General features: G+C 68.1%; 14 protein-coding genes, 1 tRNA gene and 1 pseudogene. 7 read left to right on the top strand and 9 right to left on the bottom strand.

What is annotated here, in order from left to right; translation table 11 throughout:
* Window positions 1-83 precede the first annotated feature (83 nt).
* From LQZ85_RS05030 to LQZ85_RS05015, 4 genes are all read right to left on the bottom strand, one after another.
* Window positions 84-1,061 (bottom strand): zinc-binding dehydrogenase, encoded by a 978-nt coding sequence (locus LQZ85_RS05030; protein ID WP_230100624.1) that lies wholly within the window; start codon window positions 1,059-1,061, stop codon window positions 84-86.
* 44 nt (window positions 1,062-1,105) lie between these two features.
* Window positions 1,106-1,528, bottom strand: a complete 423-nt coding sequence (locus tag LQZ85_RS05025) for an organic hydroperoxide resistance protein (RefSeq protein ID WP_230100623.1) — start codon at window positions 1,526-1,528, stop codon at window positions 1,106-1,108.
* 32 nt (window positions 1,529-1,560) lie between these two features.
* Window positions 1,561-1,989, bottom strand: a complete 429-nt coding sequence (locus LQZ85_RS05020) for a MarR family transcriptional regulator (protein WP_053095719.1) — start codon at window positions 1,987-1,989, stop codon at window positions 1,561-1,563.
* A 71-nt stretch (window positions 1,990-2,060) separates the two neighbouring features.
* Window positions 2,061-2,696: a GAP family protein gene (locus tag LQZ85_RS05015; RefSeq protein WP_230100622.1), complete on the bottom strand. Its 636-nt coding sequence runs from the start codon at window positions 2,694-2,696 to the stop codon at window positions 2,061-2,063.
* Here LQZ85_RS05015 and LQZ85_RS05010 point away from each other — a divergent pair.
* Together LQZ85_RS05010 and LQZ85_RS05005 are read left to right on the top strand one after the other, a co-directional pair.
* A complete protein-coding gene (locus LQZ85_RS05010) occupies window positions 2,695-3,486 on the top strand; it encodes an SDR family oxidoreductase (RefSeq protein WP_230100621.1) in 792 nt (263 codons plus the stop codon). The two genes, LQZ85_RS05015 and LQZ85_RS05010, sit on opposite strands and share 2 nt — an antisense overlap.
* 63 nt (window positions 3,487-3,549) lie before the next feature.
* Window positions 3,550-5,156, top strand: a pseudogene (locus LQZ85_RS05005) (DHA2 family efflux MFS transporter permease subunit).
* Between the two features lie 32 nt (window positions 5,157-5,188).
* On the opposite strand, the gene LQZ85_RS05000 reads toward LQZ85_RS05005, so the two are convergent.
* Both LQZ85_RS05000 and LQZ85_RS04995 read right to left on the bottom strand, forming a co-directional pair.
* Window positions 5,189-5,401: a hypothetical protein gene (locus LQZ85_RS05000; RefSeq protein WP_230100620.1), complete on the bottom strand. Its 213-nt coding sequence runs from the start codon at window positions 5,399-5,401 to the stop codon at window positions 5,189-5,191.
* 129 nt (window positions 5,402-5,530) lie between these two features.
* A complete protein-coding gene (locus LQZ85_RS04995) occupies window positions 5,531-5,845 on the bottom strand; it encodes a hypothetical protein (RefSeq protein WP_072591100.1) in 315 nt (104 codons plus the stop codon).
* 106 nt (window positions 5,846-5,951) lie between these two features.
* On the opposite strand from LQZ85_RS04995, the gene LQZ85_RS04990 reads away from it, so the two are divergent.
* Both LQZ85_RS04990 and LQZ85_RS04985 read left to right on the top strand, forming a co-directional pair.
* Window positions 5,952-6,173 carry a hypothetical protein gene (locus LQZ85_RS04990; RefSeq protein ID WP_230100619.1) on the top strand — a complete coding sequence of 74 codons (222 nt, stop codon included), beginning with the start codon at window positions 5,952-5,954 and terminating at the stop codon, window positions 6,171-6,173.
* A 57-nt stretch (window positions 6,174-6,230) separates the two neighbouring features.
* Window positions 6,231-6,788, top strand: coding sequence for a DUF1508 domain-containing protein (locus LQZ85_RS04985; RefSeq protein WP_230100618.1), 558 nt, complete (start codon window positions 6,231-6,233; stop codon window positions 6,786-6,788).
* A gap of 106 nt (window positions 6,789-6,894) precedes the next feature.
* Here the strand turns inward: LQZ85_RS04985 and LQZ85_RS04980 are convergent.
* Window positions 6,895-6,967: transfer RNA gene (locus LQZ85_RS04980), tRNA-Arg, on the bottom strand.
* A 16-nt stretch (window positions 6,968-6,983) separates the two neighbouring features.
* Complete coding sequence (locus tag LQZ85_RS04975; protein WP_230100617.1) at window positions 6,984-7,793, bottom strand: SGNH/GDSL hydrolase family protein; 810 nt, start codon at window positions 7,791-7,793, stop codon at window positions 6,984-6,986.
* Between the two features lie 70 nt (window positions 7,794-7,863).
* Here LQZ85_RS04975 and argS point away from each other — a divergent pair, with 70 nt between their 5' ends.
* Both argS and LQZ85_RS04965 read left to right on the top strand, forming a co-directional pair.
* Window positions 7,864-9,528, top strand: coding sequence for an arginine--tRNA ligase (gene argS, locus LQZ85_RS04970; protein ID WP_230100616.1), 1,665 nt, complete (start codon window positions 7,864-7,866; stop codon window positions 9,526-9,528).
* A gap of 38 nt (window positions 9,529-9,566) precedes the next feature.
* The gene (locus LQZ85_RS04965) at window positions 9,567-10,418 is read left to right on the top strand and encodes a DUF2993 domain-containing protein (protein ID WP_230100615.1); all 852 of its coding nucleotides are present in this window, start codon (window positions 9,567-9,569) and stop codon (window positions 10,416-10,418) included.
* Window positions 10,419-10,425: 7 nt separating this feature from the next.
* Here LQZ85_RS04965 and LQZ85_RS04960 read toward each other — a convergent pair whose 3' ends face one another.
* Complete coding sequence (locus tag LQZ85_RS04960) at window positions 10,426-11,481, bottom strand: YihY/virulence factor BrkB family protein (protein WP_230100614.1); 1,056 nt, start codon at window positions 11,479-11,481, stop codon at window positions 10,426-10,428.
* A gap of 150 nt (window positions 11,482-11,631) precedes the next feature.
* Between LQZ85_RS04960 and lysA the strand changes: the two genes are divergently transcribed.
* Window positions 11,632-13,041, top strand: a complete 1,410-nt coding sequence (gene lysA, locus LQZ85_RS04955; RefSeq protein ID WP_056278376.1) for a diaminopimelate decarboxylase — start codon at window positions 11,632-11,634, stop codon at window positions 13,039-13,041.
* Window positions 13,042-13,047 lie beyond the last annotated feature (6 nt).

Raw genomic sequence — 13,047 nt, 5'->3', positions numbered from 1 at the left:
TCGATCGATCTCGATGTCACCGTCAGCGTAGGCGGCATTAATTGCCGCTGTCAAGTAATCCGACCGCCCTGCGCCTGACCAGGTCAGAACTGCAGGAGGACCTTGCCCACCCGGCCCGCGGTGTTGCTCGCGCGGACGGCCTCGGCGGCATCCGCCGCATCGAAGACGCCGGCGACGGGCAGGGTCAGCGTGCCGTCGCTGACGCGCTGGATCAGTTCGCCGAACAGGGCGCCGCGCGTGCCGGCATCCATGGTCTGGATCACCTTGCTGCCCCAGAAGCCCTTGACGGTCGCCTGCTTGAAGATGACATCGCCCGAGGCGATCTCCATCGTGGGGGAGTTCATGGCACCGAACGCGACGAGAGTGCCGCCCTCGCCGAGGAGTGACAGCACGTCGCCGGCCGACGAGCCGCCCACCGAGTCGATGCCGAAGGCGACGTGCGCGCCACCGGTGATCGCGGCGACCTGCTCGCGCCAGTCGTCCGCATCCGTGGAGACCACGTTCTCGATGCCCTGCTCGCGCAGTTCATCGACCCCGGCCGAGCGCCGGACGAGCCCGATGACGTTGATGCCACGAGCGGCGCCGAGCTGTGCCAGCATGCGACCGACCGCGCCGTTCGCCGCGTTCTGGACGATCCAGTCGCCCTTCTCGGCGCCCAGGAAGTGCAGCAGGCTGATGGTGCTGAACGGCATCGACACGAGCTGCGCGGCGCTCTCGTCGCTGAGCGACTCCGGCACGGGGATGAGGCCGGCGGCGTTCGCGACGACGTACTCCGCCCAGGCGCCGAAGGTGCCGCCCGTCGCGACGCGCTGACCGACGGAGAGATCGTCGACGCCCTCGCCGAGAGCATCCACGATTCCCAGAGCCTCGGTGCCCGATGCTGCCGGGAGCTCCGGCTTGAAGCCGTAGGTGCCGCGGATCGTCCACAGGTCGTGGTTGTGGATGGGCGAGAGGACGATCTTCAGTCGGACCTGGCCGGGGCCGGGCTCCGGCGTCGGACGCTCGGTGACGGTGAGGACCTCTTCGGGTTCTCCGAAGGTCTCGTGGGTGAGGGCGCGCATGATGTTCTCCTTGTGGGATCGGTCGTGGTGGAGGTCGAGCGGGATCAGTCGTCGGAGACGGTGATCGCGACGTCGATGTTGCCGCGCGTCGCGTTGGAGTACGGGCAGACCTGGTGGGCGGCGTCTGCGAGCGACTGAGCCTGCTCGTGCGGAAGGTCGGGGATGACGACCTCGAGCTGCACGGCGAGGCCGAATCCGCCCTCGCCGTTCGACCCGATCTGCACGCGGGCCCCGACCGACGAATCGGTGATCTTCACCTTCTGCGCACGCGCGACGGTCTGCAGTGCGGAGTGGAAGCAGGCGGCGTACCCGGCCGCGAACAGCTGCTCGGGGTTGGCGCCGTCGCCGCTGCCGCCCATCTCCTTCGGGATGGCGAGGTCGAGGTCGAGTCGGCCCTCGCCTGTGGTGACGCGGCCGTTTCGTCCGGCTCCGGTGGCGAGTGCTTCGGCGGTGTAGAGAGCGTCCATCGTGTGGACTCCTTCCGGGTTGCGGGTTGGGGTCAGTCGGCGAGCTGCAGGCGTGCGGTGAGCTCCTGCAGCTCGGTGATCAGGCGGTGACGCTGGTCGTCGTCCTGCATTCCGGCGAGGGCGGCGATCTTGGTATGAACCGGAGCGACTTCAGTGCGCAGAGCCATGCCGGTGTCGGTCAGGCGCACGGTGACGACGCGCTCATCGGCCGAGCTGCGGGCCCGCGCGACGTAGCCCGCCTGCTCGAGGCGGCGGACCAGGGGGGAGAGGGTGCCGGAGTCGAGCTGCATGGCGTCGCCCAGCGAGCCGATCGTCTGCTCGCCCTCCATCCAAAGGATCGCGAGCACGAGGTACTGCGGGTAGGTCAGACCCCACGGGGCCAGGAGGGCACGGTACGCCTGCGTCGTCGCGCGGGCGGCGGAGTACAGCGAGAAGCACACCATCTCATCGGTCACGGCCATACCTCGAGTATTGCACGCGATTAAATTGTGCACAACCTATCTGAGCTGGTCGACGAGACGACGTCGTTCGCTCAGAGGAGCCCTGAGATGCCCTTCTGCAGCTGGAGGGCGCCGATCACGAGCAGCAGAGCGGCGTTCATCACGTGGGTGTTTCCGGCGACCCATCGTCGGGCGGAGTCGAGCAGCGGCTGCGAGCGCTCGCCTCGGATCGCGACGTAGAACACCGGCACCGCGATGGGCAACGTCCCGACGACCACGAACGCCAGTGCGACCCAGACCGCGTCGTCGCCGACCTGCGCGAGCGAGATGTCGAGCGCTGCGATGATGGCGCAGGACGCGTCGACGGGGTTCAGCACGAAGAGCGCCAGCCCGAGGAATCCGGTGCGCACGGGGCGGAACGTCTCGACGGCATGCAGCCACCCCGGCAGCTGCGGAGCGGCCGCGACCACCTGCTGCGGCGAGGATGCGGCGGCCATCTGACGGATGCGCGCAGAGCCCTTGCGGTAGACCCAGACGGCGGCGCCCGCGAGGAACAGTCCGATCACCAGACGGAGGATCGGTACCCAGAGCGGCGGTTCGCGAAGCCCGTGCACCTCGAAGACGCCGAAGAGCCAGAGAGCCAGCGCCAGAAGGCCGGCGAGCCCCACGACCCACCCGATCAGGCTCAAGTAAAGAGACGCGTGTGCGTCGAGGAGAGGAAGCACCATGGATCTGCAGCTGCACGGGAAGACGGCGTTCATCAGCGGCTCGACGCAGGGCATCGGGTTCGCGATCGCCTCCGCGCTCGCCCGCGAAGGCGTGGACGTGACGGTGAACGGACGTGATGAGCAGCGTGTGGATGCGGCGGTCCGGCGACTGCGTGCGGAGCACCCCGGCTCGACGGTCTCAGGGCTGGCGGCGGACTTCGCGAGGCGAGAAGAGGTGGAGCGACTGACGGAAGCCTTGGGCGACGTCGACATTCTCGTCAACAATGTGGGAATCTTCGGCCTTGCCGAGTTCGAGACGATCACGGACGACGACTGGAGTCGATACTTCGAGGTGAACGTCATGAGCGGAGTCCGGCTGTCCCGCCACCTTCTCGCAGGCATGCTCGCGCGGGGGTGGGGCCGTGTCGTCTTCATCAGCAGCGAGTCCGGGGTGAACATTCCCGCCGACATGGTGCACTACGGCACGACGAAGGCCGCGATGGCCGCTCTCGGCAGCGGGCTGGCCAAGCGCACCAGAGGCACCGCGGTGACCGTGAACACGATCCTCGGAGGGCCGACGTATTCGGACGGGGTGGCGGCGAGCGTTGCAGCCGTGGCAGAGGCGCAGTCCCTTCCGCCCGAGGTGATGAAAGGCTCCATCATCGGTCAGAACCGTACGACGCTGCTCGAGCGGTTCATCGAGTCCGATGAGATCGCGAGTCTGGTGACCTACATCGCCAGTCCTCGCTCATCGGCTACCAACGGCGCGGCGCTGCGGGCGGAGGGGGGAGTGCTCACCGCGATGCTGTAGCCGGGTGCACCTCGAGATCGAAAAAACCGCACGCCGCGCTTATTGCTAGCTAAGCTAGTAGTCATGGAACGCTACATTCGCCTGCGCTGGGTGGGCCTGGTCTTCATCAGCATCGCCGTCTCGCTGATCATCGTCGACTCGACGATCGTGAATGTGGCGATTCCGAGATCGTCGACGATCTCGGCATCACCTCCACCGAGGTGCAGTGGGTGCAGGAGGCGTACACGCTGGTGTTCGCCGCGCTGCTGCTCGTGTTCGGCAGCCTCGCGGATCGGCTCGGGCGTCGGCGCGTGATGATCATCGGAGTCGTGGTCTTCGCAGCATCCTCGGTGCTCGCGGCCTTCGCTCCGGACGGCGGGATGCTGATCGTCGCCCGTCTTGCGCAGGGAGTGGGCGGATCGATGATCCTGCCGACCACGCTGTCGATCATCAATGCCACCTTCCGCGGGCGCGAGCGGGGGATCGCCTTCGCGGTGTGGGGGTCGACGATCGGCGGAATGGCCGCTGTGGGACCGCTGCTCGGCGGATGGCTGACGACTGCCTTCTCCTGGCGGTGGGCGTTCGGGATCAACATCCCGCTGGGCATCATCATCGTCATCGGCGTGCTGCTCACGGTGGCGGAGTCGCGCAGCGACCGGACGTCGAAGATCGATGTGGTCGGGGCGATCCTCTCGGTCATCACCATGGCCAGCCTCGTGTTCGGCCTCATCGAGGGGCGCACGTACGGCTGGTGGCTCGTCGACCAACGTCCGCAGATCGGCGACTGGGCCTGGCCGCTCGATGTCTCTCCGATCCCCTTCGCCTTCGCGCTGGCGATCGTGGCACTCGTCGCGTTCATCGCATGGGGTGTGCATCGTGAGCGGCAGGGCAGGTCCACGCTGCTTGCTCTGCGTCTGTTCTCCATCCCCTCGTTCCGCAACGGCAACATCGCGGCGACAGTCGTGTCGCTGGGAGAGTTCGGCATCATCCTCGCTCTGCCCCTGTGGCTGCAGTTCGTCCTCGGCTTCGATGCGCTGCAGACCGGACTCCTGCTGCTCGCGCTCGCCCTCGGATCCTTCGTCGCGAGCGGTGCCGCGGGGGCGGCCAGTGGAAAGATCGCGCCGGTGTGGGTCGTCCGTGCGGGCCTCATCGCCGAGATCGTCGGTGTCGCCGGAGTCGGCTTCGTCATCGCCCCCGATGCGTCGTGGGTGCCGCTGATCCCGTTCCTCTTCGTCTACGGCCTCGGTGTCGGCCTCGCCACCGCTCAGCTGACCGGCGTCGTGCTCGCCGATGTGCCGGTCGACGACAGCGGCGCGGCTTCGGGCACGCAGTCGACGTCACGACAGCTCGGTGCAGCGCTCGGGGTCGCAGTGCTCGGCACCGTGCTGTTCACGAGCACAGCCGGGATCCTCGCGTCATCACTCGACGCTCGGGGACTCCCGGCCGAGCAGCGCGATCAGATCGTGTCGGCCGTCGTCGACAGTGCGGGCGGAGCGATCAGCGGACTGGAGGCGCAGCCCGAGACGGCTGTCATCGCCGACGACGCCAAGGCCGCGTTCTCCGACGGCACGCGTTTCGCGGCGTGGACGGCGGCAGGGTTCCTGTCCCTCGGCCTCCTGTCGACGATCTCCCTCGGAGCGACCGCCAAGACCCGACGTGAGGACCAGCCCGACGCGACGTCGGCCGCCTGATTCCTTCATGTACCCCGTGGCTACTCGATGTCTCACATCGTGTAGCCGACGACGCCGGCCGGGATGAACTCCATCGGCTTCGTCAGCTCGTTCTCGATGCCTGTGATCCGGCCGGTGTCCTCGGAGATGAGGAGGGTGTTCTCGTAGGACGTCCCCTCATCGCTGACCCGGAGCCCGACCATGTCTCGGCCGAGCCGGTCCTGCGACTCACCCAGCACCGTGACCCCGCCCGCATCGACGAGCATGTCGATCAGAGTGGCCTGCTGCTCGTCCGTCAGAGTCCAGTAGCTCGATAGCTGGCCGATGGCGACCAGGAGGTCTCCCGACGAACTTCTGTTCCGGCGTCGAGAGCCTCTGCTCCGAAGTCGGTCTCGCTAGCCCTCATCGACGGTCACCGCATTGCCCCACACCCAGCACCGGAACGTCCGGTCGCCTGCCCGGAACTCGATGCCTGCGGCCAACGGCGTCGACCGCGCGAGCTTCGCATCGACCCGCACCGCTTCGGGCCCGAAGCGCACCCACGCGCGGACCGCACGATACGGCTGCGGATATATCGTGACGGGCTGTTCCCGGAGCGCGAGCTCGCGCTCCGTCAGGGATTGAAGAGCGCCGGCGCGCGCTGCGGTGAGGATGGTCTGATGCTGAGAGCGCATGTCGTAGTGGGCTGCCAGGCGCTTGCTCGTGCCCATGCCGGCTCCCTTCTCCGGCCCAGTGACAACGGTAGCAAGATTCGAAGATTTGTTCTATTCTCGACTCATGCGACCAGCTCCTGCTCATCTGCCTGCGACTATATGGATGGTCGACGACATCCCGTCGCGAATGGTCTTCGCCGGGCGTCGGTGGAAGGTCTCCGACACGCCCACGCGACTCCGGGACTCGATCTGGTCAGCGGCGCCGGAGTCGGAGCGAGGGTTGTACGGATGGCGGTTCCAGGGCACGGATGACGAGGGTCACTCCCTGGTGTTCGACGTCTTCCGGGGTGAGGACGGCTGGCATGTGCACCACAGCTACGACTAGGGGTCAGGCGGACGGAATCCTTGTCCCGGCTCGGCCGGTGCGCGCTATCGTGTGGGCATGACGGACTCCGGCGCGACACTCCTTGCCGCGATCATCGCGGCCGGCGTGGCAGGAGTCGGACTGATCTGGTCTGTCGTCAGCTTCATGCTGACGAGGCGGACCCAGCGAGCCACGGATGCTCGTCAGGAGTGGTCGCGCCGATTCGAGCACGCACACGCGCTCGCGTTCAGCTCCGATCTCAAGGAGGCAGCGAGCGGCCTCACGCTCATCGAGGCGCTCGCGCGTGAGCGGTGGGTCACGGACGAAGATCGGGCGACCGCGGTGAGCATCCTCTCGTCTCTCACGGGGGTGGCTGAGGCGCCGGCGGCGCAGCTGCGCGCGACGATCCTCGCGGAGGTCAGGAACCCGGCGGTCGCCGCTGCGCTCGGCAGAGTGGAGCCAGGGCCGAAGGGCCGGTTCGAGGTCTACCGCGACGCGTCCGGAGACTACCGATGGCGCCTCAAGAGCGCGGGAGGCCACTACCTGGCCGTCAGTGAGGGGCATTCCAGCGAGGCTGCCGCGATGAGCTCGCTCGAACTGGCCCGTCGTGAACTCGGCAGCGAGCCACCGGAGTAAGTGGGCCGCGAGCGCAACGAGAAAGGCCGCCTGGAACCAGGCGGCCTTTCTCGATATCTCGGCTCCGCGTGCGAATTCTCATTCATGCAGCGCGTGACCCGGTGTGTGCCCCCGACAGGAGTCGAACCTGCGACCTACGGTACCGGAAACCGGCGCTCTATCCACTGAGCTACGGAGGCGTACCGATCGACAATATCACTGCTCGGGAGTGGTCTCCGACCCACCGGCCTCGGTCACCGGCGCGTCGCCCAGTTCGCCGAGCGCTGCGGCCAGCTTCTCGGCGAGGTAGCGGTGACCGTCGGTCGACGGATGCTTGCGGCCGATCTCGACGTCGATGACCGACAGGTAGTTCTGGTCGGTGATCCAGTTCTGTGCGACGGGGGAGATGTACCACCATCCGCGAGCGGCGGCGAGTTCACCGAGATCGGCGTCGATGCGCGCGGTCTCAGCGCCCACGGGAAGTTCGTGCGGCGCCGGCCCCAGAATGACGATCGACGCGTCCGGATACTTCGCCGCCATGGCATCCCACGCGGCGGTGACGGCTTCGCGGTATCCGGCCTCGCCCTGCGCCCGGTCGTTGATCGACCCCTGGAGGATGATCAGGTCGGGGGTGAGTGTCGGGTCCAGAGCGGCGATGCGCACACCGAAGGCCGGGCCATCGAGTCCGGGCTTGAGGTAACCGCTGCCGCGGACTCCGTCGACGATGGTCCGTCCGCCGATCAGGTCGGCGAGCTGATAGGCGTATCCGAGGGTCGGCTCGGTCGCGGCCGAGCCGTAGGTCCAGGAGTCGCCGAACACGAGAACGGTCGGATGCTCCGGAAGAAGAAGGGGAACCGGCGCGATCGCGACCGATTCGTCCGCTGCCGCCGCAGCACCGACGGGTGCCGAAGACGGCATCGGAACCCAGGGCCGCCACACGCCGAGGACGACTGCCGCGACCGCCAGGATCACTGCGACGGCGAGGCCCGCGACGGGCAGACGATAGCGGGCGGATGCGGCCTTCATGGCATGACTGTAGATCACGAATCCGCCCTCGCAAATTCGGGCGCGTGACGCGCCGTAAACTGGGAGGCCTATGAACCCTGAATCGCTCGCCACAGCCCTCCTCGCCGTCCTCGCACCGATCGCCGAGGAACGACGTCCTGGCGAGCCGTTCTCGCTGTCCGCGTCGGACATCGTGTTCGAACGTCCGCGTAACCGCGACCACGGCGACTGGGCCTCGAACATCGCGATGCGCCTGGCGAAGCCGTTCGGCACGAACCCGCGCGAGCTGGCGCAGCAGATCGCCGACGGCCTCGCGCAGGTGGATGGCGTGCAGACCGCCGAGGTCGCAGGGCCGGGCTTCATCAACATCCGCCTCGACGCGGCTGCCGCCGGCGCGCTGGCGAAGCTCATCGTCGAAGCCGGCGCAGAGTACGGGCACAACGACACGCAGGCCGGTCACAGCATCAACATCGAGTTCGTGAGCGCGAACCCGACCGGGCCGCTGCACATCGGCCACACTCGCTGGGCGGCGCTCGGCGATGCGATCGCCCGGGTGCTCGCGGCCTCCGGCGCGAAGGTCGCGAGGGAGTACTACATCAACGATGCCGGAGTGCAGATGGAGCGCTTCGCGAATTCGGTGCTGGCCGCAGTCAAGGGCGAACCAACTCCCGAGGGCGGGTACGCCGGCAGTTACATCGGCGATCTGGCCGCTCGTGTTCTCGCGGCGCGTCCGGACCTGCTCGAGCTCTCCGGTGACGAGCAGGTGGTCGTCACGCGGGAGCTCGCCTACGGTTTCCAGCTGGAGGAGCAGAAGCAGTCGCTCTCGAAGTTCAACGTCGACTTCGACGTGTGGTTCTCGGAGCGCACGCTGCACGCCAAGGACGCGGACGGCGTCAGCTTCGTCGATCGCGCCGTCGACCGCCTGCGCGAGCAGGGACACGTGTTCGACGACGAGGGTGCAGTGTGGGTGCGCACCACCGACTTCGGTGACGACAAGGATCGCGTGATCCGTCGCTCCAACGGCGAGTACACGTACTTCGCCGCCGACGCCGCGTACTACCTGAACAAGGGTGACCGAGGCTTCGAGTACAAGCTGTACCTTCTCGGAGCCGACCACCACGGCTACGTCCACCGCCTCAAGGCGATCGCCGGCGCCGCCGGGGAAGACCCCGAGAAGAACGTCGAGGTGCTGATCGGTCAGCTGGTCTCGGTCGGGGGAGCGCGGCTGAGCAAGCGTGCGGGCAACATCATCGAGATGGACGATCTGCGCGAATGGCTCGGCACCGATGCGCTGCGCTACTCGCTCGAGCGCTCGCCTGCTGACTCCCCGCTCGCTCTCGATCCTGAGCTGCTGCAGAAGCGCACGAACGACAACCCGGTGTTCTACGTGCAGTACGCGCATGCCCGCACGCACAACGTGGCCCGTAATGCCGCCGATTCGGGTGTGGATCGCTCGGAGTTCGCGCCCGAGACGCTCACGCACGAGACCGAGAGCGCTCTGCTCGGCGCTCTGCAGGAGTTCCCGCGCATCGTGGCGTTCGCGGCCGAAGTGCGCGAGCCGCACCGCGTCGCGCGCTACCTCGAGGAGCTCGCCGGCCTGTACCACCGCTGGTACGACAACTGCCGCGTGATCCCGCAGGGCGACGACCCCATCGAGACCGTGCACCGCACGCGTCTGTGGCTCAATGACGCCGCAGGGCAGGTCTTCCGCAACGGCCTCGACCTGCTCGGCGTGTCCGCTCCCGAGCGCATGTGACCTCTGCTGTCGTCCGTGCCGTAGGGCAGGATGGCAGCATGAGCGACGAGAACCACACCCTTCCTTACCCGTCGGCGGATTCCGAGCATCCGACGCTCGTGATCCCGGGTGGGAAGGACGGCGGGGATGCCGGTGCCACACCGCCGAAGCGCGCGCGCAAGCGCTGGGCCTGGGTGCTGCTGATCGTCGTGGTCGTTCTCGCTGTTCTCGCCGTCGCTGCGGAGCTCATCGCGCGCGCTGTCCTGCCCGGCATCGTGCGGGGCATGGTGATCGAGCAGCTCGACCTGCCGGCCGACCAGAAGCTCGCCGTCGAAGCCGACGGCATTCTGATCCCGCAGCTGATCGGCGGAACGCTGGACACCCTGCATCTCTCGACCGACTCGGTCACGCTGGAGGGGATCACGGGCGCCGTCGACGTCACCGCCATGGGCGTGCCGCTGCGCGGCGGTGACCTCGCATCCGCATCCGGCACGATCCGCATCGACGAGTCCCAGTTCACGTCCCTGCTCTCGAACACCGAGCTGCCGATCGACACGGTCACGCTCGAATCGCCGAACGCGACGGTCGCGGGTTCGGTGAGCGTTCTCGGCCTCGCCATCCCGGTATCGCTCACGGTGACCCCGGGGGTGGCCGAGGGAGATCTCGAGCTCACCCCTGTCGGCCTCACCGTCGGCGGACTCGAGGTCGACGCGGATCAGGTCGGCTCGAGTCTCGGTGCTCTGGGGGAGCAGCTCACCCAGACGCAGCGCATCTGCATCGCGGACCAGCTTCCCGCCGGCATCACCCTCACGGGCCTCCAGGTCGACGGATCAGAGGCTGTGATCGACGTCGACGTCGACGGTGCGATCGCGACCGATCAGACCCTGCTCGAGAAGGGCACCTGCCCCTGAGACGGGCTCAGTCCTCGTCGGTTCCGAGACGGGCCTCGCGCTCGGCCTTCTGCGCCTCCCGAAGCTCGGACGTCGCCAGCGCGACCTCCGCTTCGGCGCGCTGCACACGTCGCTGGGGGAAGGTCGTCGCGCCGAACCGCGCGTGCACCCGGTCCTTGCGTTCCTCCTCCGACGTGACGATGTAGGCGCACGCGATCAGGATGACCTGGGTCGACAGGTTGAGCCAGATGAGCAGCGCCAGCAGAGTGGCGAAGGAGGCGAGGAGGGGGTTGCTCGTCGCGCCGCCGATGAACAGGCCGGACAGCTCCTGCAGCACGAGCAGCCCGACTCCGCCGATGAGGGACCCGATCCAGAGTGAACGGCCTGCGGGGCGCAGCCCGGAGAGCAGGCGGAACACCCCGGCGATGAGCACCGTGTCGAGTGCCAGCACGACGACCAGGGAGACGATCCGGATGCTCCAGGATGCCGCGGGCGAATCCTCGGGAATGCCGAGCAGACCGCTGATCCAGGTGATCCCGAGCCGACCGGCGAATGTGACGGCCGCTGCGGCGACGAACAGCACGGCGACGCCGGCCGCGAGCAGCAGGTTGCGGAGCATGACCCAGATGAACAGCACGTCGCCATGCGCGGTTCCGGCGAGGACGCGCACCGCGGTGCGCAGCGATCCGACGGCGCCGAGCGCCGAGCCGATCAGCGCGACCGTCGAGATGGCGCCCGCGACGGAGAGCGATATCGGCTCCTTGAGATCGTCGGGATTGACGACGCCGTCTTCGCCGATGAGACCGGGCACCACGGACTGCACGGCGGAGACGATCGCGTTCCAGACGTCGGGATTGCCTGCGAGCCAGAGGGCGGCGATCGAGAACCCCAGGAGCACGGCGGCGAAGACGCTGAACAGAGCGCGGTATGTCACGCTGTCGGCGAGCATCGGGCCCCGCCGCTCGGAGTAGAGCAGGAACGCGCGGACCGGGCGCCGTGTCAGAGCCCAGCGGATCGCCGACGCGCTGACGCGCGCGATCAGGCCGGGGCGTCGGGCATCGGGTGCTGCGGATTCGGTGCTCATCTCCACCACCTTAGGAGTCGGTGGGATGTGTCCGCAGGGGGTTGACGCCGGGCGTCACCATGACTGATGCGGCATGCACGGTGCCCTAGAATCGGGGGCAACCTCGCAGTGCGCGCATCCGCCCGAGACCCGTCCCACGATTGGTGTTCCTTGCTTTCCCCTGCCGACTCGCTCGCCCCGGAATGGCTCGTCGTGCCCGACGACGCGAATGATCTTCCCACCGCCGTGTGGCCGGCGTCCGCCGTCCGCGGTGACGACGGAGCGCTGCGGCTCGCGGGGATCTCCGCCACCGATCTCGCGGAGTCGTACGGCACGCCGCTGCTCGTGATCGACGAGGACGAGGTGCGATCTCGGGCCCGCGCCTTCCGCTCGTCCTTCGACGCGGCCGCCGCCGCCCACGGCACGACCGCGCGGGTGTATTACGCCGGCAAGGCGCTGCTGACCACGACGATCGCGCGCTGGGTGACCGAAGAGGGACTCAACGTCGACGTGTGCACCGGTGGTGAACTCGAGGTCGCACTCGCGGCCGGCGTCTCTCCGTCGTCGCTGGGGTTCCACGGGAACAACAAGTCGGTCGCCGAGCTCGAGCGCGCGGTCGAGGTGGGCATCGGCACGATCATCGTCGACAGCGCGATCGAGATCGAGCGTCTCGCGGCCATCACCGCCAGGACCGGCGCTGTGCAGCGGGTGCTGGTGCGGGTCATCAGCGGCGTGCACGCCGAGACGCACGACTTCCTCGCGACGGCCCACGAAGACCAGAAGTTCGGCTTCCCGCTGCCCGAGGCCGAGCAGGCCGTCGCCCGCATCAGGGAGATCCCGGGAATCGAGTTCGCCGGCCTTCACTGCCACATCGGATCGCAGATCTTCGGCGTCGCGGGCTTCCGCGAGTCGGCGTCGCGCGTGCTCGAGCTCCATGCGACTCTCCTCGAGGGCGGACCGGTTCCGCAGCTCAACCTCGGCGGAGGGTTCGGAATCGCCTACACGAGCGTCGACGACCCGACGCCGATCGAGACCCTCGCAGGCGAGATCGTCGCCGCCGTCGCCGAAGGCTGCGCCGCGCGAGGCATCGCCGTGCCCGCGTTGTCGTTCGAGCCAGGCAGGGCCATCGTCGGCACTGCCGGAGTGACGCTCTACGAGGTCGGGACGACCAAGGACGTCGCGCTCGATTCGGGCGCGACCCGGCGCTACATCAGCGTCGACGGCGGAATGAGCGACAACGCCAGGACGGCGCTGTACGACGCGCAGTTCTCGGCTCGACTCGCCTCCCGGGTCGGCATCGGCTCGCCGCAGCTCAGCAGGGTCGTGGGCAAGCACTGCGAGTCCGGCGACATCGTCGTCGACCATGAGTACCTTCCGGCCGACGTCTCTCCCGGCGATCTGCTCGCGGTCCCCTCGACCGGTGCGTACTGTGCGCCGCTCGCGAGCAACTACAACCATGTCCCTCGCCCTCCGATCGTCGCTGTGAGCGACGGCCGATCGGCGGTCATCGTCCGCGGTGAGACGATCGCCGACGTGCTGTCTCGCGACGTCGGTGTCGCGGCCCCCGAGAGCCACGGGTGATCCGCG

Source organism: Microbacterium sp. Bi98 (assembly GCF_918698045.1).
Lineage (GTDB): Bacteria > Actinomycetota > Actinomycetes > Actinomycetales > Microbacteriaceae > Microbacterium.
Note: the sequence above shows the minus strand (reverse complement) of the source record. Positions and strands in the feature narration are given on the sequence as shown.